Here is a 16647-nt window from a genome sequence, read left to right as displayed (position 1 = left end):
GGCGTCCCGGGGCACCCCCGAGATCCGCCCAGGTCTGGAGGATCGAGATTCCATGGTGGCGACCAAGCGGGCCCAGGTCCGATCGGTGCTGGAACGGCTGATCGATGTCGAGCTGCATCCCGGCGATCCGATCCCTTCCGAGCGGGCCCTGGTGGACAAGCTGAACGTCTCCCGGGTGACCGTCCGGCAGGCGATCAGCGACCTGGTCGAGTCCGGCGCGCTGGAGCGGGTGCACGGCAAGGGAACCTTCGTCACCGGCCCCCAGGTCGACTCCCAGCTGCACCTGACCTCGTTCTCCCGGGAGATGCGGGCCCGTGGCCTCGAGCCCGGGACCGTGGTGCTGTCGGCCAGCGAGATCGAGGCCTCCGACGAGACCGCGAAGGGCCTGCGGGTCGCCAAGGGCACCAAGGTGATCCGGGTCGAGCGGCTCCGCACGGCCGACGCGTCGCCGATGGCCTACGAGGTCGGCTACTACCCGTCCGCGCTCTTCCCCGGCCTGCTCGGCCGTGAGCTCGGCACCCTCTACGACGTCTTTGCCAGTGAGTACGACGTCGTCGTCACCTCCGGTGAGCAGACCGTCCGGGCGGACAACGCCGACGGTCATGTCGCCCGGGTGCTCGGCGTGGCCAGGCGGGCACCCCTGCTGGTCCTCGAGCGCACCACGTTCGCCGGCCGCAAGGTCGTCGAACTGTCCTGGTCGGCCTACCGCGCCGACCGCTACCGGCTGCACATGGCCCTGACCCCCCGCGGCCCGCGAACCGGGTCCGCCTGACCGTCCCCGGAGCGGCCTGTGCTCCTGAAGGACATCCGGACGCAACGAACTGGATCGGTCCTGTTCATCAACTGGTCTACATCCCTGCCGATCGCTCCCCGGCCACCGGGCCGGCCCGGCAGGCGGGCCGCTGGTCACGACGAAGTGCCAGGCGGCAATACTGGAGCCGAACCCACAAGAACTGTGTTGTGAGGAGTACCGCGAGACATGCCTATTGCAACCCCTGAGGTCTACGCCCAGATGCTGGACAAGGCCAAGCAGAACCGCTTTGCCTACCCGGCCATCAATGTCAGCTCCTCGCAGACGCTGAACGCCGCGATCCGCGGTTTCGCCGAGGCGGGCTCGGACGGCATCATCCAGGTCTCCACCGGTGGTGCGGAGTACCTGTCCGGTCCGACCGTGAAGAACATGGTGACCGGTGCGGTCGCGCTGGCGGCGTACGCGCACGAGGTCGCCAAGAACTATCCGGTGAACATCGCGCTGCACACCGACCACTGCCCGAAGGACAAGCTCGAGGGTTTCGTCCGGCCGCTGCTGGAGATCTCGGCCGAGCGCGTCGCGCGCGGCGAGAACCCGCTGTTCCAGTCGCACATGTGGGACGGCTCGGCGGTGCCGCTGGCCGAGAACCTGGAGATCGCCAAGGAGCTGCTGGCCAAGACGGCCGCGGCGAAGATCGTCCTGGAGATCGAGGTCGGCGTCGTCGGCGGCGAGGAGGACGGTGTCGCCAACGAGATCAACGAGAAGCTCTACACCACCGTCGAGGACGGCCTGGCCACGGTCGAGGCGCTCGGCACCGGTGAGAACGGCCGCTACCTGACCGCGCTGACCTTCGGCAACGTGCACGGCGTCTACAAGCCGGGTGCGGTCAAGCTGCGCCCGGAGATCCTCGCCGAGATCCAGGAGCAGGTCGGTGCCAAGGTCGGCAAGGAGCGTCCGTTCGACCTGGTGTTCCACGGTGGCTCCGGCTCGACGCTGGAGGAGATCCGGGCCGCGGTCGACCACGGTGTCATCAAGATGAACGTCGACACCGACACGCAGTACGCGTTCACCCGGCCGGTGGCGGGGCACATGTTCACCAACTACGACGGCGTGCTGAAGGTGGACGGCGAGGTCGGCAACAAGAAGGCCTACGACCCGCGCGCCTGGGGCAAGGCCGGCGAAGAAGGTATGGCGAACCGCGTCGGCGAGGCCTGCGAGAGCCTTCGCTCGACGGGTACGTCGCTGAACGGCTGACATCATCTGGGGTCCTCCTCAAAGGGATCTGTCGAAGGGCTCACCACCGCGTCGACCGCACGCGGCGGTGGGCCCTTCTGTCACATCCGGGATCGGGCCAGATCGAACTGGCGGACGCCGGTGCGGCGGGCTGCTCGGGTGAACGTGGTTCGGATGCGGTCGGCCACGGTCGATGGATCGTCGAGGTCTGTCCAGGAGATGCGGCAGTGCTCGACGGGTTGCGGTCCGTCGGGATCGGCAGCTTGTGGTTCGGGGAGTGGTTCTTCGACGGAAGGCTCGAATTCCTCGCACCAGAAGGGGAAACGCGCCTCGAACTCGACGACCGTGCGCTCGTCGGGGAACCAGAATCCTTCGGTCGGGAAGTCCGGGTCGTCGGCTTCGGGCGGTGGTGAGGGGCTGGGTGTGGGCAGGCCTGCAGCGGCGAGGATCAGGCGGAGGCGGGACTCGGCGATCGAGGCCGCGCCGGTCACGTGATCCAGAACCGTGAGCGCCCGTTTGGCGCCATGGTCGAGCGAAGCGACCGCGTGTTTCAGCGTGCGCTTGCTGACGAGACCGGCGTACAGGGCAGCGTCGGCGAGCACGACCGCAGACGTAGGTGGCGCGGTGGCAGCGACTTCGGCGATCGAGCGGGCCGGCGAGGACATCCGCAGGCCGTTCCACAGTTGGAGGCCGGAGCCGACGGGATCGCGGATGTGGCGATGGACGCCGCCGCGTATTCGGCCGGATCGCCCGTCGGACGCTGTCACGTGGACGCGGGTCAGGTCGAGACCCCAGACAGGTAGGGCATGCAGGGCCGCCGCGGATTGATGGCTCGCGTAGAGGTTGGGCCCGCCGGCGCGAAGGACTCGATACAGCTTCCGCAGGTGGAGAACCTCGTCGGTGACGAGCATGAGCGAGCGTTGGGCGGCATACGTCCCGCGCCGGATCCGGCGCCAGCAGCCGGTGTCCAGCAGGGAGTCGATATCAGGGTCGGGGTAACCACAGGCACGTGCGTCGGCGCGGGTGAACACCCCGCCACGGATCGCCGCCATCACAGCAAGTTGAGGATTCATGCCCTAGAAACTGCCGCGATCCAACCCCGCCAGGACCGACGATTTTCAAGCTGTGGAGAACTCGTGCCGCACCCAGACGTTCGGCTCCACGTAGACAGCCCGATCGGCCGCCACGTCGCAATCCACCGGCACGAGTCCGCCTTCGACCTCGACGGGTCCGCTGCGATCGAACGGAAGCCCGGTCCACGAACGCCACTCGGCCAGCGAACCGGCGACCACCCAGGATGCAGGCGCGATGCCGGCGATCTTCCCGCCGGCGCGGACATGGGTGCGCAGCCACGGATCGCACGGCAGGCCGTCAGCGCCCGTCCGGGCGGCGTACTCGGCCATCGACGTCCGAGGCTCCAGGTGCTTGTGAGTCGGCCGCACCGGGGCATCCAGGACGTCTAGCCCGACGTCAGCGGCCGCCTGCCGAAGAGCGGCGAGCATGAGTGCAGCAATGCCCTGGTTTTGGCAGTCCTGAGCCACGCTGATGTGGAGTGCGCAGGCTGAGTCAGGACCTACGCCGCGGCGTACGTCGGTGAAGGCCCGGACGACCACCTGTTCCCATCCGCCGGGCGGGAAGTCCGAGCGGCGGGCGAACTGGACGGCATGGGCGTCGGCGACGACGCGGTCGCCCACAGTCGCGATGAGGCACGTTTCGGGGAAGGTCGACGGGACCTGGGCGAAGTACGCCTCCGACACCCGGTTGTGGCGCATGAACTCGGGCCAGCCGTGGACGTCGATGTCCGCGTTGGCGAGCTCGGGGCGATCAGCGACGGTGGTGATCTCCACGGGCATGAAAAAAGCTCGTCATCTGTCTATGACGAGCTCGGCGCGGGTTGGTACCCAGGGTTGCCAAAGGAGCGGCATGTTGGCCTCGGACGGTGTGCGGTTGCCTTTCCGCTCGTTGCACGAGGCATGGGCGGCCACGGCATTCAGCCACTCGGTGCGGCCGCCCCTGGATCTGGGTTGGACATGGTCCATGGTGTCGGCGTTCTCGAGACCGCAGTACGCGCAGCGGAACTTGTCCCGGCGGAGTACGCCGTGCTTGCTGTACTTCATCCGGCCGGCTGCGTAGCGCCAGTGCGTCACGACGTACCGGACCAGGCGCAGGACGCGGGGGACCGGGAAAGGGCCGATAGTTCGCTCTCCGTGCGCCTCTTCCACCACTGCGACCTCCCGCACCAGCATCCGGATGGCGTGCTGGATCGAGACGGTGTGCAGCGGTTCGTACGACGCGTTCAGGACTATGACGCTCATCCGGTGCCTCCTTCCGGCCGTAGCTGGGAACCACGGCGGTTTGACGCAGGGTCTCAAGCATCCGTGGCCGGTGGGTGAACGGTCAACGGATTTCGTCAGACGGTCACGTGCCGGTACGGCTGCGTGATCGGCGAAGATGTGCTTATGGAATTGAACAATCTGCTCTCAGGCCCACCCGAGACACTACTACCGGTCGACCCGGCCGCGGCGGAACTCGCCGACGGGGCCGCTCCGGCGGACGTCGCCGCCAAGTACCCGACGTCGTCGCTGGCCTGGGCCGTGCTTGCCGAGGGCGCCTTGGCCGACGGCCGGACCATCGAGGGGTACGCGTACGCGCGGACCGGATACCACCGTGCGCTGGACCTGCTCCGGCGCAACGGCTGGAAGGGGCACGGACCGGTGCCGTGGGAGCACGAGCCGAACCGCGGGTTCCTGCGCGCGCTGGCGGCGCTGGGCAAGGCGGCCGCGCTGATCGACGAGAAGGACGAGGCGGAGCGATGCGCCACGTTCCTGCGTGACTCGTCGCCGGCTGCTGCCGACGCCCTGAGCTGAAACCTGGTTGTGGGGTTGGTTGCTCGGCGGGATGATCTGCCGGGTGACCAGCCCTTATGTGCAGTCCGGGTTCGGCGTCGGGTTCGACTGGGGCCCGGTGGGTGCTGAGGTTGTTGCCGGAGACATCGTCGCTGTGGTGGATGTGTTGTCGTTCACCACCGCGGTAACCGTGGCGGCCGATCTCGGGATCGAGGTCTACCCGTACCAGTGGCGGGACGAGACGGCTGCGACCTATGCCGAGCAGTGGGGAGCGAAGCTCGCGGTCGGGCGGTCTGAGGCTGGGCCGGGCGACGTGAGCTTGTCGCCGGCGACGATCCGGCGGGCGGAAGGTGTCAACAGGTTGGTGCTGCCGTCGCCCAACGGATCGACGATCGCGAAGCAGTTGAGTGACGGTGGCGCGACGGTGATTGCGGTGTCGTTGCGAAACCGTCGAGCGGCCGCGGACTGGGTCAAGAAGCAGCCGGGGGTGGAGAGCGGCCGCCAGTCAGGGCCGAAGGTTGTTGCGATTGCGGCCGGCGAGCGGTGGAAGGACGGATCGCTTCGGCCGGCGGTAGAGGATCTGTGGGGAGCCGGTGGGTTCCTGAGTGCGCTTGGGCGGCACGACCTGTCCCCGGAGGCGCGCGCAGCGGTGGCGGCGTACGACGCGGTTGCCGATGAGCTGCCCGACCTCCTGCACGAGTGCGCCGGCGGTCGCGAGCTCACGCAGTACGGCTATCCGGAGGATGTCGCGATCGCGGCGGAGGTGGACGAGAGCACGAGCGTGCCGGTGCTCGAGGACGGTACGATGTTCCGGTCAACCTGAACCACGAATGACTGCCCGTTGACAGTGCCGGTGGGTGGCGAGCGTCCCCGTTGCCTGCCGAACATGGACGGTTCTAGGCGGACGGACAGACCGGCGAAGCTGGACGCCCACGGTCGGGTCCCCGCCCCTCCGGGCAGCGGAAGGTCACACCGTGCCGGCTCTCACCGGACGGATAGGCGCGCCCACTTACGCAGCGGTACTGCGTGCTCCTGGCGCATGGAAGTTCTACCTGGCAGCGGCCCCGGCAAGGATCGGGATCGCGATGACCGGCCTCGGCATCGTCTGGCTGGTCCACGGATCGACGGGCTCGTACGCCGCGGCCGGCAGCGTCACCGGCGGATTCGCCGTCGCTGAAGCGGTCGCCGGACCGCAGGTGGCCCGGCTCATCGACCGTTTCGGTCAGACCCGGATGTTGCCGGTCACGCTGCTCGCACACGCGACGGCGATGGCTCTGCTGATCAGCCGCACCGTGTCCGACGCCTCGCTCTGGTCGCTCGTTGTAGCCGGTGTTCTCGCCGGCGGATCACTGCCGCAGGTGAGTGCACAGACGGCGGCTCGGTGGTCGTACGCGCTTCGGGACACCCCATTACTGTCGTCGGCGTTTGCGTTGGAGGCGTTGAGCGTCGGCATCGCGTTCATGGTCGGTCCAGGGCTGGTCGGCATCGTCAGCTCGTCCACGAGCCCGGCAGCAGGTTCGATCCTCGCCACGAGTCTTCTGCTGGCGGGCGGCTTTCTGCTGGCGATGCAGCGCCGTACGGCGCCACCGCCGACTGTGGCCGGTGAGCACGGCAGCGCGAAACGCCTACTGCACAAGCGATTCGCCGGCCTTGTCGGTACGAACATCGGCATCGGCCTGTTCTTCGGCAGCATGCAGGTCTCCGTCACGGCCTTCGCAGTCGCCAGAGGTACGCCGGGCCTCGCCGGACCGCTCTACAGCATCACCAGCCTGGTCAGTCTGTTCGCCGGACTCGTGTACGGCGCTCGCCGCTGGCGGACCGCTCCGGAGACACAGTTCGTCATCGCGTTCGTCTGGCTGACCATCAGTTGCGTGCCTTTGATCGCCGCGCACACCCCACTGACCGCAGCTCTCGCATTGGCCCTTCCTGGCTTGGCGATTGCACCGTTCCAGACCCTGTCCGCAGTACTGACCGAGTCGACCGTCCACCCCGCAATCCTGACCCAAGCCTTCACCTGGCTGAACTCAGGCGGCGCCGCAGGCATCGCCCTCGGCTCCGCCTTCACCGGCTGGATCGTCGACGACCACACCGCACAACAAGGCTTCCTGGTCGCCCTCGCAGCAGCAGCAACAGCCACGCTGATGGCAATGACCGTGAAGCTCAGCGGCAGATGATCTGGCGCCCTCGACCCCCACCGTGCATGATCGATTCTTCGTGGGGGCGAGGGGGGTTGGTTGTCGTGGTGGATCTGCCAGATCCGGAAGATGCGCTTACCTGGTTCCTGGTGAACGTCATTGCACTACCGGTGCCGATAGTGACGCTGCTAGCAGTTGGGATGTGGGCCTGGGCCTGGATATCGGCATCGCGTTCTGTCGTGAAACACGGGTCTGTCGTTCTGGAGCGGTCTTCGGAGGCGATCCGATCAGGGCCGATTCCGGCGCTGATCGGCGCGGTCTGCGCTCAGGTCGGATTTATTGCCATCACATATGCGCTGGGGCAGTTGGTGCAGTTCGTGAATCTCAGTGACGTCACCGGAGCGCCTGTTGTGGATTATCAGTCGTTCGACCTGGGGTGGACATTGCGGGCCACGTTCTACTACGACCACTGGACGCCGATCTCGCGTTGGGTCGTCCAAGGTGCGATTGCCTTTGTCTTGCTCGTCGACCTGCTCTGCCTGATGACTCGGAAGGGTGAGTCCGTCGCGAGTCTTGTCGTGTACGTTCCAGCGATCGGTGCCGCTGTTATCGCCGCCCTCCTCGGTCTTTTGGGACTGATCAGCACGGATGCCGGCGCGCTCGAGCGGTCGGGTTTCCTCGGAGTATGGGCCGTGATCCTGGTGGCCTTGGCATTTCTGGCGTCCTGGTCGTGCGAGTTGCCCAGAGCCTTTGTGGATACAGCACGGGACAAGGCGGCCGCGGTCAAATCTCCTAGCGGTAGGTGATCTCGCGTTCTGCGGCGGCTCGGGTGGCGTATTCGAGTGGGGTCAGGCCGATTTGTTGTTTGAATTCTTTGGAGAAGTGGGCCTGGTCGAAGTAGCCGAGGGAGGCGGAGAGTTCGGCCAGCTCGGTTACTTCGCCTTGGGCCAGGAGTTCGGCGCCGTCGTGGAGGCGGTAGCGGCGGAGGATCCACTTGGGGCCGACGCCGACGTACCGGCGGAAGAGTCTTTGCAGGGTGCGGATCGGGACGTTGAAGCGGTCGGTGATCTCGTCGACGCGGGCCAGCGATCGGTCGGAGGCGATCGTCGCGACGATCTCTCGCACCAGCTCGTACGACGGGTCGGGCGGCGCGAGATGGTCGCGGAGGAATGCCTCGAATACCGCCCGGCGTCGTACGTCGGATTCGGCGGTGAACATCAGGTCCGCGAGTCGATCGCCGTCGGGGAAGACATCGGTCAGCGGCAGTACTTCGTCGCGGAACGAGCCGACGTCGAGGCCGGTGATCGCGCCGAAGCCGCCGGCCCAGAACTTCACCCCGAAGCCCCGGCCGCGCCCCACCAGCTCGCGCTCGAACTTGCGGGTGCAGACCCCGTTCACGAACGCGCCGCCCGGCTGCTCGAAGGTCACGTTCACGCTCGGGAACGGCAGCACCTCGGCCGTGTACGGCTCGTCCAGGTCCCACTCGACGATCCAGTACCACTCCACGAACCGGCCCGCGTCCGGGCCCGGTGCGAGGCGGTGAAGCGAACGGTGCCGGGCCTGCTCCCGTGGATGCAGGATGCCTCGCTCGCTGTCCGCTGGCTGGGTCAAGGCTGGCTGTCGCTTTCTTACAAGACCGCTACGGCCCCCGGCGACTTCACTGGAGGCATGACGACGAACACGGTAAACCCCATCCCCGACGGTTATCACTCGCTGACCCCGTACCTCGCCGTCCCGGACGGGCCGAAGGCGATCGAGTTCTACACGTCGGTGTTCGGGGCGGAGGTGATCAGCCGGCAGGACATGCCGGACGGGCGGGTCGGTCAGGCCGAGCTGAAGTTCGGCAACTCGATGCTGCAGCTGAGCGACCAGATGCCGCAGATCGGGCTGCGGGCGCCGAACGGCGAGTGGGTGCACTCCTCGCTGGTGCACTACGTGCCGGACGTGGACGCGACGTACGCGAAGGCGATCGAGGCCGGCGCGAGGTCCGTGGAAGAGGTGCAGACCTTCATGACCGGGGACCGGTTCGGCACCGTGATCGACCCGTTCGGGCATCGCTGGGCGATCCTGACGAAGGTCGAGGACGTGTCGCCGGAGGAGGCCGACCGCCGGGTGAAGGAGTGGCTCGCCTCGAATCCCGAGGGCCTGGACCAATGAGGAAGCGGCCCGCCGGAACCGTCCCCTGCGGCAGTTTCGGCGGGCCGCTGACTAAGAGTGTGCACGCGATCACGCTAAATGGCAACCCATCGTTTGATGAAACAACTACTTGAAACGCTTGCTTAAGGGTTATGGACAGGCCCGAAACGGCTGCGCCCGGTTCCGGTAGGCTTTGGTCGCAAGAGCCTGGATGCGTCGCCGGATGAATGTCTGGTGAACGTCTCCGGGCTTCACCGTTTCCAGCACCGACCGCCACGGGGTGTGAAGTTGGTGCGTGAAGAGGAGGGCTGAGATGCCCGCAATCGTGCTCGTCGGCGCCCAGTGGGGCGATGAGGGCAAAGGCAAGGCGACCGATCTGCTCGGCAACACGGGCGAGGTCATCGACTACGTGGTCAAGTTCAACGGCGGTAACAACGCCGGCCACACGGTCGTGATCGGCTCCGAGAAGTACGCGCTGCACCTGCTCCCGAGCGGCATCCTCACACCGGGTGTGACCCCGGTGATCGGCAACGGGGTCGTGGTCGACCTCAGCGTGCTGTTCGAGGAGCTCGACGCGCTGCAGGCGCGCGGGGTGGACACGTCGCGACTCGTCGTCAGTGCGAGCGCGCACGTCATCCCGCCGTACAACCGGACTCTCGACAAGGTCACCGAGCGGTTCCTCGGCAGCCGGAAGATCGGGACCACGGGCCGCGGTATCGGTCCGACGTACGCCGACAAGATGAACCGGGTCGGCATCCGGATCCAGGACCTGTACGACGAGAAGATCCTCGAGCAGAAGGTCACCGGTGCGCTGGAGCAGAAGAACCAGCTGCTGGTGAAGGTCTACAACCGGCGCGCGGTCGAGATCCGCGAGGTGCTGGACGAGCTGCTGGCGTACGCCGACCGCCTGCGGCCGATGGTCGCGGACACCAGCCTCCTGCTGAACAAGGCCCTCGACGAAGGCAAGACCGTGCTGATGGAGGCCGGTCAGGCAACGCTGCTCGACGTCGACCACGGCACGTACCCGTTCGTCACCTCGTCGAACGCTATCTCCGCGGGTGCCTGCACGGGCACCGGCATCCCGCCGACCCGGATCGACCGCGTGATGGCCGTGGTGAAGGCCTACACGACTCGTGTCGGTGAGGGTCCGTTCCCGACCGAGCTGCTGGACGCCGACGGTGAGTGGCTGCGGCAGCAGGGCTTCGAGTTCGGTACGACGACCGGCCGCCCGCGCCGCTGTGGCTGGTACGACTCGGTGATCGCCCGGTACGCCGCCCGCGTCAACGGCGTCTCGGACTTCGTGCTCACCAAGCTCGACACCCTGACCGGCCGCGAGAAGATCCCGGTCTGCGTCGCGTACGACGTGAACGGCGTCCGGTACGACGAGATGCCGATGACCCAGACCGACTTCCACCACGCCACGCCGGTCTACGAGGAGTTCGACGGCTGGTCCGACGACATCTCCGGCTGCCGCACGTTCGACGACCTGCCGAAGGAAGCGCAGTCCTACGTCCGCGCGGTCGAGTCGCTCAGCGGCGCTCGCATCTCCGCGATCGGCGTCGGCCCGGAGCGCAGCCAGATCGTCCAGCTGTAAGCAGGACGCCCGGCCTCCCCGTCAGTTGCCGATGATGGGGAGGTCCCGGATGAACGGCGCGTTGCGCAGATCGCCGAGCGTCGGCCGCTCGATGTTCGGGGTCTCGATCGGGTTCCGCGCCCAGTCCGCGCCGGCGCCCTGCGTCGCCTTGTAGAACGTGATGCCGCCGATTGCCAGCAGTACGACGGCGATCAGCGCGGCCAGCCAGTGCGCGCGGAACGTGTTGCGCGCCGCGATGTGGGCGCCTCGACGCAGTGAGCTGCCGCCGGGGCCCCACCACACGAAGAAGAGCGCGGTCAGCGCGGCGCTACCGAAGCCGACGGCCGACAGCGGCTGCCAGTCGAGGTCGTACGTCGTGGCGGCGACGGCTGTGACGATGCCGCCGACAACAACCGCTGAGATCAGCGGCAGGATCAAGCAGGGCAGCGTGATCAGGAAGGCCATCACCAGCTGCAGCGGGCTGGCGGCCGCGGCGATGACGCCGTCCGACTTGCCGGACCGTCCGCGGACCTGACGGCGCCGCATCAGCGCCGTACTCGAACGGTCGACCGTCCGCGCGAGCACGAGCAGTAGGACGGCGACAGCCGAGCCGACCACCGGGGTCAGCGCGATCAGTCCGGTCAACGCGATCATGAAGCCGACGACGACCGCCGTACGCCGACCGGTCGGCGGAGCCTTGGTCGGTTGCGCAGGTTGCGCAGGTTGAGCAGGCTGCACGGGAGCAGGCGGGCCGGCCTGCTGGTACGGCTGCGGGTAGGGCTGTGCGTACGGCGCGGGCGGACCGCTCTGGTACGGCAGCGGCATGCCAGCGGGAGCAGCCGCGTTAGGAGCCGGGCTGTACGTCGCTGGGTGCTGCGGAACCTCCGCGACCGGCTTCTTCGCGGCAGCATCCCGGATCTTGTCCGCGAGCGGCGCGAACGCCGACAGCGGTGGGATCACCGGCGGAACCAGTTGCGCGACTTCAGTTGGAGTTGGGCCGTCGGCTACTTCCTCCGTCGGCATCACCTTGGTCACGAGCCGAGTCGGCGGTACGGCGGCCACCGTCGGCGTCTCGCGTGGGGCGAGCGCGTCTCGGCCCTCGGAGTACCGGCTGAGACCGTCCATGATCTCGTCCTGCGTCGGCCGGTCGGCCTTGCTCGGTGAGAGCGCCGCGGCGAGCAGTGGCTTGAGTCGTGGATCAAGTCCGTCCAGGTCGGCCTGGCCGGAGTGCACCCGTGCAAGCACCGCCTCGAATGGTCCCTTGCCGAAAGGCCGGCGTCCGGTCGCGGCGAACGCGACAGTGGCCGCCCAGCCCCACCAGTCCGCGGACTGCGACACCATCTCGCCCTCGATGAGCTCGGGCGCGAGGTAGCCCGGCGTACCGATCACCAGGCCGGTCTGGGTGAGTCGCAGGTCGTCGGCGGCCTGGGCGATGCCGAAGTCGATCATCACCGGCTTGCCGTTGAACATCATCACGTTGCCGGGCTTCAGGTCGCGGTGGATCACACCGACCGCGTGGATCGCCTGCAGCGACTCGGCCAGGCAGCCGGCCAGCGGCAGCCACTTGCGCGGGGTCAATGGGCCGCGCTCGTCCACCTGCTCGTCCAGCGGGCGGCCGGGGACGAACCGAGTCACCAGGTAGGGCCGTTCGGCCTCCAGGTCGTGGTCGAGGATGCCGGCCACACCGGGGTGGTCCACCTTCTGCAGGGTCGTCGCTTCGCGCTGCAACCGGGCCCGTGCGATCGGGTCGTGAGCGACGTGCGGCCGCAGTACCTTGAGAGCGACTTCCTGGTGCTCAGGGCCTTCGGCGAGGTAGACGACTCCCATGCCGCCCTGGCCGAGCCGCCGGATCAACCGGTACGGCCCGAGCCGCTCGTCCTCCACCTCCTCCGCATGGATGGAAGGCGGTCCCCCTGTGACTGACATGGCATCTACGGTACGTCGGGAGCAGACCAAGCCGTCCCGATGACCTCAGAGGTAATCGTGCGAATTCTCCCCGTGGTCAAGGCTGAAGCCATGACACAGAGAATGAAGGCCTACGCGATCGCCTACCTGCGCAACGTCCGGATGGGCGACGACATCGTCGAGTACCTCGAGCGGATCGACGAGACGCTCGCGCCGTACGACGGTCACTTCCTCGTGCACGGGGCGACCCCCGAGCAGATCGAGGGCGACTGGGAGGGCGCGCCGATCGTGATCGAGTTCCCCGACTACGACCATCTGCGGGACTGGTACGAGTCGCCCGACTACCGCGAGATCCTGCCGCTGCGGACCGAGAACTCCGACGGCGTGGTGATCTTCGTCGAGGGCGTCGACCGCAAGCACAAGGCCACCGACGTGCTGGTCTGAGGAGGCTGACCAGATCCTTGCGAGCATGGTCGTCGTGGCCACTGGCTGCCTCCGGGCCGTCCCGGTCGGGTGGAGGTATGCGAATCGAGCTCCTGGTGTTCGACGGTGTGGACGAGATGGACGTGATGGGGCGGTTCGAGGTCTGGAGCCACGCCTCGCGGCGGCCCGAGTTCGAGCTCGCGCTGTGGCTGGATGAACCGCGCGGAGAAGGGCGCCTGGGCCGAGGCCCGACGCGGTGTGATGACGGCCCGGATCGCCGAGCTGGCGCCGTCGCTGGAGTGGATCGGCTCCGTGTGTACCGGCTCGATGCTGCTCGCCGAGGCCGGCCTGGTGAAGGGGACGTCTGGACCTCGGACACTGACCAACCGGTCTGAGGACGACCGCGACGGGTCGCTGCAGCGTGCGACCCGTCGGCGACCTCGGGTTGGTCAGTGGCTGATGTCCGCGAGCTCGGGGTAGACAGCGGTCAGGTCGCCGGACATGGCCGCCTTCGCGCCGCGGGTGATGTCGTCGGCGAGGACCTCGTGGGCGCCGGACTCGATGCCGTCGAGGGCCTGCTTGGCGATGTCCTCGGGGCGGGACTTCGGGGCGGTGACCTGGCTGGCCATGTCGGTGTCGACGTACCCCATGTGCAGGCCGGTGACGCCGATGCCGCGGTTGAGCAGCTCCACGCGGATCGCGTTCGTCTGCAGCCAGAACGCCGCCTTGCTCGCGGAGTACGCGCCATGCCGGGCGACCCAGGACAGGACCGAGTGGGCGTTCAGGATGTGGCCGCCGCCGTTGCGCTCGATGATCGGGACGAAGGCTCGGGTCAGCTGCAGCGGTCCGAAGAAGTTCGCGTCGAAGACGGCGCGGACGTCCTCGATCGTGCTGTCCAGGTAGGTGTCCGGCGAGCTCGCGCCGGCGTTGTTGATCAGGATCGTGACATCCGGAGCGGCCTCGGCCAGGGCGTCGATCGAGGCCTGGTCGGTGATCTCGAGCGGCAGCGGTACGACGCGCGGGTCCGTGCTCGGCTTCGGAGCACGGGCGGTGGCGTAGACCTTGGCCGCGCCGCGGGTGAGCAGGTCGTCGACGATCGCCTTGCCGATGCCGCGCTGGCCGCCGGTGACGAGGACGACAGCGCCATCGAGTGTGGTCATCTGAAAACTCCTTGAGAGGAAACCGATCTGTTTCGCACACAGTAAACCGATCGGTTTCCGTTTTCAAATCCAACCGGTACCCTCGTTCCATGAGCACTTCGGCGACACCCCGTGAGCGACTGCTGGACGCCGCGGGGGAACTCTTCTACCGCGACGGCGTCAACATCGGAGTGGACGCGCTCTGCAAGGCGGCCGGGGTGTCGAAGAAGTCGATGTACCAGTTGTTCCGGTCGAAGGACGAGCTGATCGCGGAGAGCCTGGCCAGCCGCGGTCCGGCGTACCAGACCTTGCTGCACCCGGGGGCCGAGGACGACCGGTCGCCGCGGGAGCGGATCCTGACCGTGTTCGAGCGCCAGGACGATCTGGTTGCTTCGGGCAACTACCTTGGCTGCCCCTACGTGAGTACGGCGGTGGAGCTGAAGAACCCGGAGCACCCGGGGTCGGTGGTGGCCCGGCACTTCAAGCAGCAGCTCACCGACTTCTTCCACCGCGAGCTGGTGAAGGCCGGCGCCGAGGACCCGTCGACGCTGGCGATCCAGCTCACGATGGTCTTCGACGGCGCGAACGCGCGAGCGGTCGTCCGCGCCCAGCCGCTCGGCGGCATCGGTGCCGTGACGGCGGCGGCGTTGCTGGACGCGGCCGGCGTGCACGCGGGTGAGCTTGCCCTCAGCTGAGCCTATTCTCGGCGCCGTGGAGATTCCTGGTGAGTTTCATGACCTGCTGGCTTCGAAGGCGATCGCGATGGTCGGGACGATCGGCAGGCGCGGCGAACCGCAGGTGACGCCGCTGTGGTTCCTCTGGGACGGCGAGCGGGTGCGTATCAGCCTGGTCGAGGGGCGGCAGAAGCTGCGCAACCTGCAGCGGAACCCGGCGATCTCGCTGGTCGTCGTCGACCCGGCCCGGCCGACGTACTACGTCGAGCTGCGCGGCCGGATCGACGACCTGGTGCCGGATCCGGAGCTGTCGCTGGAGCAGGCGGTCGCGACGAAGTACACCGGCAGCTGGACCGACGTCGAGCCTGCCGGTACGACGCGGTACGCGACGAGCATCGTGGTCGAGAAGATCACCAGCCAGCTCGGCCACTAGCAATGGGACAAAGTCTCACTTTGTTCCGCTGACCTGGGAAAAGCCGGTCGCCTGTTCCGTTCGGGCTGGGGTGTTGACGCCGTTACTTAACGTCGTCAACACTTTCGCAAAGACCCTGCGCTAGTGGGGGAAGCGCACGTGTCCACCGCCCCGAAAGACAGGACACCGCCCATGAGAAAGAAACCTCTGGTCCTGGCCGCAGCCTGTGCTGCGCTGGTTGCCGGGACCCTCAGCAGCCCCGCAGTCGCGTCCTCGAGCGCTCCGGCGAGAGAAGACGCACCGGCCACGTTCACCCATCCGGGTGTGGGAGTGAGCCGGGCCCAGCTCGACTTCGTCAAGGCAAAGGTGCAGGCCGGGGCGCAGCCCTGGACGAATGCGTTCAACCAGGCGAAGAACAGTGCGTACGCCTCGCTGTCCCGGACGCCTACGCCGCGCGCCGTCGTGGAATGCGGTCCGTACTCGAACCCGAACCTCGGCTGCACCAATGAGCGTGAGGACGCGATCGCGGCGTACACCGACGCCCTGCTCTGGTACCTGACCGGCAACACCGCCTACGCGCAGAAGTCGATCCAGTTGATGGACGCGTGGTCGGCGACGATCCAGGATCACACCAACAGCAACGCGCCGCTGCAGACGGCCTGGTCCGCGTCGTCGTGGCCGAAAGCCGCGGAGATCATCAAGTACCTGTACGGGAACTGGCCGAACTCGGGCCGGTTCGCGACCATGCTGCGCAACGTCTACGTACCGGAGATGATCAACGGCTCGAACTCCAACGGGAACTGGGAGCTGAGCATGACCGAGGCCCTCCAGGGCATCGGGGTGTTCCTCGAGGACAAGACCATCTACGACAAGGCGATCTCGCTGTACCGGCTGCGGGTCCCGGCGTACGTGTATCTGGAGTCGGACGGTGCGCTGCCGAAGACGGTGCCGAGCCAGAACCTCAACACCCGCGACAAGATCGTCAGCTACTGGCAGGGTCAGGGGACGTTCGTGACAGGCTTGACTCAGGAGACCTGCCGCGACTTCACCCACACCGGCTACGGCATCTCGTCGATCTCACATGTGCTGGAGACGGCCAGGATCCAGGGCATCGACATGTATCCGGAGTTCGGTGAACGGCTCCGCCAGGCGCTCGGATTCCAGTCCCGCTGGGAGCGCAACCTCGAGCCGGTGCCGTCCTGGCTCTGCAAGGGCACGGTGAATCGCGGCCTCGGCCCGATCACCGAGGTCGGCTACAACGCGCTGCACACGCGGCTGGGGATCGCGATGGCGAACACCCAGGCGCTGACCGAGTCCCGTCGCCCGGCGGGTTCGAACAACCTGTTCGTCGCCTGGGAGACGCTGACCCACGCGGAGAATCCGTCCTAGTTGAAGACCTCCGGGAGGGCTGAACCTCTGC

At 67.4% G+C, this 16647-nt stretch carries 19 protein-coding genes; 13 read left to right on the top strand and 6 right to left on the bottom strand.

Translation table 11 applies throughout. The annotated features are described in order from the left end of the window. Positions 1 to 52: 52 nt before the first annotated feature. Together OHA10_RS08970 and fbaA are read left to right on the top strand one after the other, a co-directional pair. A complete protein-coding gene (locus OHA10_RS08970; protein ID WP_130388014.1) occupies positions 53 to 772 on the top strand; it encodes a GntR family transcriptional regulator in 720 nt (239 codons plus the stop codon). A gap of 207 nt (positions 773 to 979) precedes the next feature. Further along, on the top strand, positions 980 to 2005 hold the full coding sequence (fbaA, locus tag OHA10_RS08965) for a class II fructose-bisphosphate aldolase (protein ID WP_371405699.1): 1026 nt from the start codon (positions 980 to 982) through the stop codon (positions 2003 to 2005). An 80-nt stretch (positions 2006 to 2085) separates the two neighbouring features. Here fbaA and OHA10_RS08960 read toward each other — a convergent pair whose 3' ends face one another. Genes OHA10_RS08960 through OHA10_RS08950 form a run of 3 tightly spaced genes read right to left on the bottom strand, consistent with a single transcriptional unit; the run spans position 2086 to position 4299 of the window. Beyond that, entirely contained in the window at positions 2086 to 3057 is a 972-nt protein-coding gene (locus OHA10_RS08960; protein WP_371405698.1) for a type IV toxin-antitoxin system AbiEi family antitoxin domain-containing protein, read from the bottom strand. Positions 3058 to 3102: 45 nt separating this feature from the next. Then, entirely contained in the window at positions 3103 to 3837 is a 735-nt protein-coding gene (locus OHA10_RS08955) for a GNAT family N-acetyltransferase (protein ID WP_371405697.1), read from the bottom strand. A 12-nt stretch (positions 3838 to 3849) separates the two neighbouring features. Further along, positions 3850 to 4299 carry an HNH endonuclease gene (locus OHA10_RS08950; RefSeq protein ID WP_134110408.1) on the bottom strand — a complete coding sequence of 150 codons (450 nt, stop codon included), beginning with the start codon at positions 4297 to 4299 and terminating at the stop codon, positions 3850 to 3852. 144 nt (positions 4300 to 4443) lie between these two features. On the opposite strand from OHA10_RS08950, the gene OHA10_RS08945 reads away from it, so the two are divergent. From OHA10_RS08945 to OHA10_RS08930, 4 genes are all read left to right on the top strand, one after another. Further along, on the top strand, positions 4444 to 4851 hold the full coding sequence (locus OHA10_RS08945) for a DUF3151 domain-containing protein (RefSeq protein WP_133786014.1): 408 nt from the start codon (positions 4444 to 4446) through the stop codon (positions 4849 to 4851). A 43-nt stretch (positions 4852 to 4894) separates the two neighbouring features. Next, positions 4895 to 5653, top strand: coding sequence for a 2-phosphosulfolactate phosphatase (locus OHA10_RS08940; RefSeq protein WP_371405696.1), 759 nt, complete (start codon positions 4895 to 4897; stop codon positions 5651 to 5653). A gap of 151 nt (positions 5654 to 5804) precedes the next feature. Beyond that, the gene (locus tag OHA10_RS08935; RefSeq protein WP_371405695.1) at positions 5805 to 7004 is read left to right on the top strand and encodes an MFS transporter; all 1200 of its coding nucleotides are present in this window, start codon (positions 5805 to 5807) and stop codon (positions 7002 to 7004) included. 68 nt (positions 7005 to 7072) lie between these two features. Then, on the top strand, positions 7073 to 7771 hold the full coding sequence (locus OHA10_RS08930) for a hypothetical protein (protein ID WP_371405694.1): 699 nt from the start codon (positions 7073 to 7075) through the stop codon (positions 7769 to 7771). Here the strand turns inward: OHA10_RS08930 and OHA10_RS08925 are convergent. Further along, the gene (locus OHA10_RS08925) at positions 7758 to 8576 is read right to left on the bottom strand and encodes a DUF6597 domain-containing transcriptional factor (RefSeq protein WP_371405693.1); all 819 of its coding nucleotides are present in this window, start codon (positions 8574 to 8576) and stop codon (positions 7758 to 7760) included. The genes OHA10_RS08930 and OHA10_RS08925 overlap by 14 nt on opposite strands. A gap of 57 nt (positions 8577 to 8633) precedes the next feature. On the opposite strand from OHA10_RS08925, the gene OHA10_RS08920 reads away from it, so the two are divergent. Together OHA10_RS08920 and OHA10_RS08915 are read left to right on the top strand one after the other, a co-directional pair. Then, a complete protein-coding gene (locus tag OHA10_RS08920; RefSeq protein WP_371405692.1) occupies positions 8634 to 9122 on the top strand; it encodes a VOC family protein in 489 nt (162 codons plus the stop codon). 292 nt (positions 9123 to 9414) lie between these two features. Further along, positions 9415 to 10695: an adenylosuccinate synthase gene (locus OHA10_RS08915; protein ID WP_371405691.1), complete on the top strand. Its 1281-nt coding sequence runs from the start codon at positions 9415 to 9417 to the stop codon at positions 10693 to 10695. A gap of 21 nt (positions 10696 to 10716) precedes the next feature. Here the strand turns inward: OHA10_RS08915 and OHA10_RS08910 are convergent, their stop codons facing one another. Next, positions 10717 to 12600, bottom strand: coding sequence for a serine/threonine-protein kinase (locus OHA10_RS08910; RefSeq protein ID WP_371405690.1), 1884 nt, complete (start codon positions 12598 to 12600; stop codon positions 10717 to 10719). A gap of 90 nt (positions 12601 to 12690) precedes the next feature. Here OHA10_RS08910 and OHA10_RS08905 point away from each other — a divergent pair, with 90 nt between their 5' ends. Together OHA10_RS08905 and OHA10_RS08900 are read left to right on the top strand one after the other, a co-directional pair. After that, the gene (locus OHA10_RS08905; protein ID WP_371405689.1) at positions 12691 to 13023 is read left to right on the top strand and encodes a DUF1330 domain-containing protein; all 333 of its coding nucleotides are present in this window, start codon (positions 12691 to 12693) and stop codon (positions 13021 to 13023) included. Positions 13024 to 13215: 192 nt separating this feature from the next. Beyond that, positions 13216 to 13482: a hypothetical protein gene (locus tag OHA10_RS08900; protein WP_371405688.1), complete on the top strand. Its 267-nt coding sequence runs from the start codon at positions 13216 to 13218 to the stop codon at positions 13480 to 13482. On the opposite strand, the gene OHA10_RS08895 is transcribed toward OHA10_RS08900, so the two are convergent. Then, a complete protein-coding gene (locus tag OHA10_RS08895; RefSeq protein ID WP_371405687.1) occupies positions 13452 to 14162 on the bottom strand; it encodes an SDR family oxidoreductase in 711 nt (236 codons plus the stop codon). The genes OHA10_RS08900 and OHA10_RS08895 overlap by 31 nt on opposite strands. 89 nt (positions 14163 to 14251) lie before the next feature. Between OHA10_RS08895 and OHA10_RS08890 the strand changes: the two genes are divergently transcribed. From OHA10_RS08890 to OHA10_RS08880, 3 genes are all read left to right on the top strand, one after another. Beyond that, the gene (locus tag OHA10_RS08890; RefSeq protein ID WP_371405686.1) at positions 14252 to 14836 is read left to right on the top strand and encodes a TetR/AcrR family transcriptional regulator; all 585 of its coding nucleotides are present in this window, start codon (positions 14252 to 14254) and stop codon (positions 14834 to 14836) included. Positions 14837 to 14852: 16 nt separating this feature from the next. After that, positions 14853 to 15248 carry a PPOX class F420-dependent oxidoreductase gene (locus OHA10_RS08885; protein ID WP_371405685.1) on the top strand — a complete coding sequence of 132 codons (396 nt, stop codon included), beginning with the start codon at positions 14853 to 14855 and terminating at the stop codon, positions 15246 to 15248. 171 nt (positions 15249 to 15419) lie between these two features. Next, a complete protein-coding gene (locus OHA10_RS08880) occupies positions 15420 to 16616 on the top strand; it encodes an alginate lyase family protein (RefSeq protein WP_371405684.1) in 1197 nt (398 codons plus the stop codon). The last annotated feature ends 31 nt before the right edge of the window (positions 16617 to 16647 follow it).

It is taken from the genome of Kribbella sp. NBC_00662 (assembly GCF_041430295.1).
GTDB lineage: Bacteria > Actinomycetota > Actinomycetes > Propionibacteriales > Kribbellaceae > Kribbella.
Note: the sequence above shows the minus strand (reverse complement) of the source record. Positions and strands in the feature narration are given on the sequence as shown.

What these genes read in the sequence shown, in the direction of transcription:
- OHA10_RS08970 (WP_130388014.1), top strand. Translation starts at nt 53, where the DNA reads ATGGTGGCGACCAAGCGGGCCCAGGTCCGATCGGTGCTGGAACGGCTG.
- fbaA (WP_371405699.1), top strand. Translation starts at nt 980, where the DNA reads ATGCCTATTGCAACCCCTGAGGTCTACGCCCAGATGCTGGACAAGGCC.
- OHA10_RS08960 (WP_371405698.1), bottom strand. Translation starts at nt 3,057, where the DNA reads ATGAATCCTCAACTTGCTGTGATGGCGGCGATCCGTGGCGGGGTGTTC.
- OHA10_RS08955 (WP_371405697.1), bottom strand. Translation starts at nt 3,837, where the DNA reads ATGCCCGTGGAGATCACCACCGTCGCTGATCGCCCCGAGCTCGCCAAC.
- OHA10_RS08950 (WP_134110408.1), bottom strand. Translation starts at nt 4,299, where the DNA reads ATGAGCGTCATAGTCCTGAACGCGTCGTACGAACCGCTGCACACCGTC.
- OHA10_RS08945 (WP_133786014.1), top strand. Translation starts at nt 4,444, where the DNA reads ATGGAATTGAACAATCTGCTCTCAGGCCCACCCGAGACACTACTACCG.
- OHA10_RS08920 (WP_371405692.1), top strand. Translation starts at nt 8,634, where the DNA reads ATGACGACGAACACGGTAAACCCCATCCCCGACGGTTATCACTCGCTG.
- OHA10_RS08915 (WP_371405691.1), top strand. Translation starts at nt 9,415, where the DNA reads ATGCCCGCAATCGTGCTCGTCGGCGCCCAGTGGGGCGATGAGGGCAAA.
- OHA10_RS08910 (WP_371405690.1), bottom strand. Translation starts at nt 12,600, where the DNA reads ATGTCAGTCACAGGGGGACCGCCTTCCATCCATGCGGAGGAGGTGGAG.
- OHA10_RS08905 (WP_371405689.1), top strand. Translation starts at nt 12,691, where the DNA reads ATGACACAGAGAATGAAGGCCTACGCGATCGCCTACCTGCGCAACGTC.
- OHA10_RS08900 (WP_371405688.1), top strand. Translation starts at nt 13,216, where the DNA reads ATGAACCGCGCGGAGAAGGGCGCCTGGGCCGAGGCCCGACGCGGTGTG.
- OHA10_RS08895 (WP_371405687.1), bottom strand. Translation starts at nt 14,162, where the DNA reads ATGACCACACTCGATGGCGCTGTCGTCCTCGTCACCGGCGGCCAGCGC.
- OHA10_RS08890 (WP_371405686.1), top strand. Translation starts at nt 14,252, where the DNA reads ATGAGCACTTCGGCGACACCCCGTGAGCGACTGCTGGACGCCGCGGGG.
- OHA10_RS08880 (WP_371405684.1), top strand. Translation starts at nt 15,420, where the DNA reads ATGAGAAAGAAACCTCTGGTCCTGGCCGCAGCCTGTGCTGCGCTGGTT.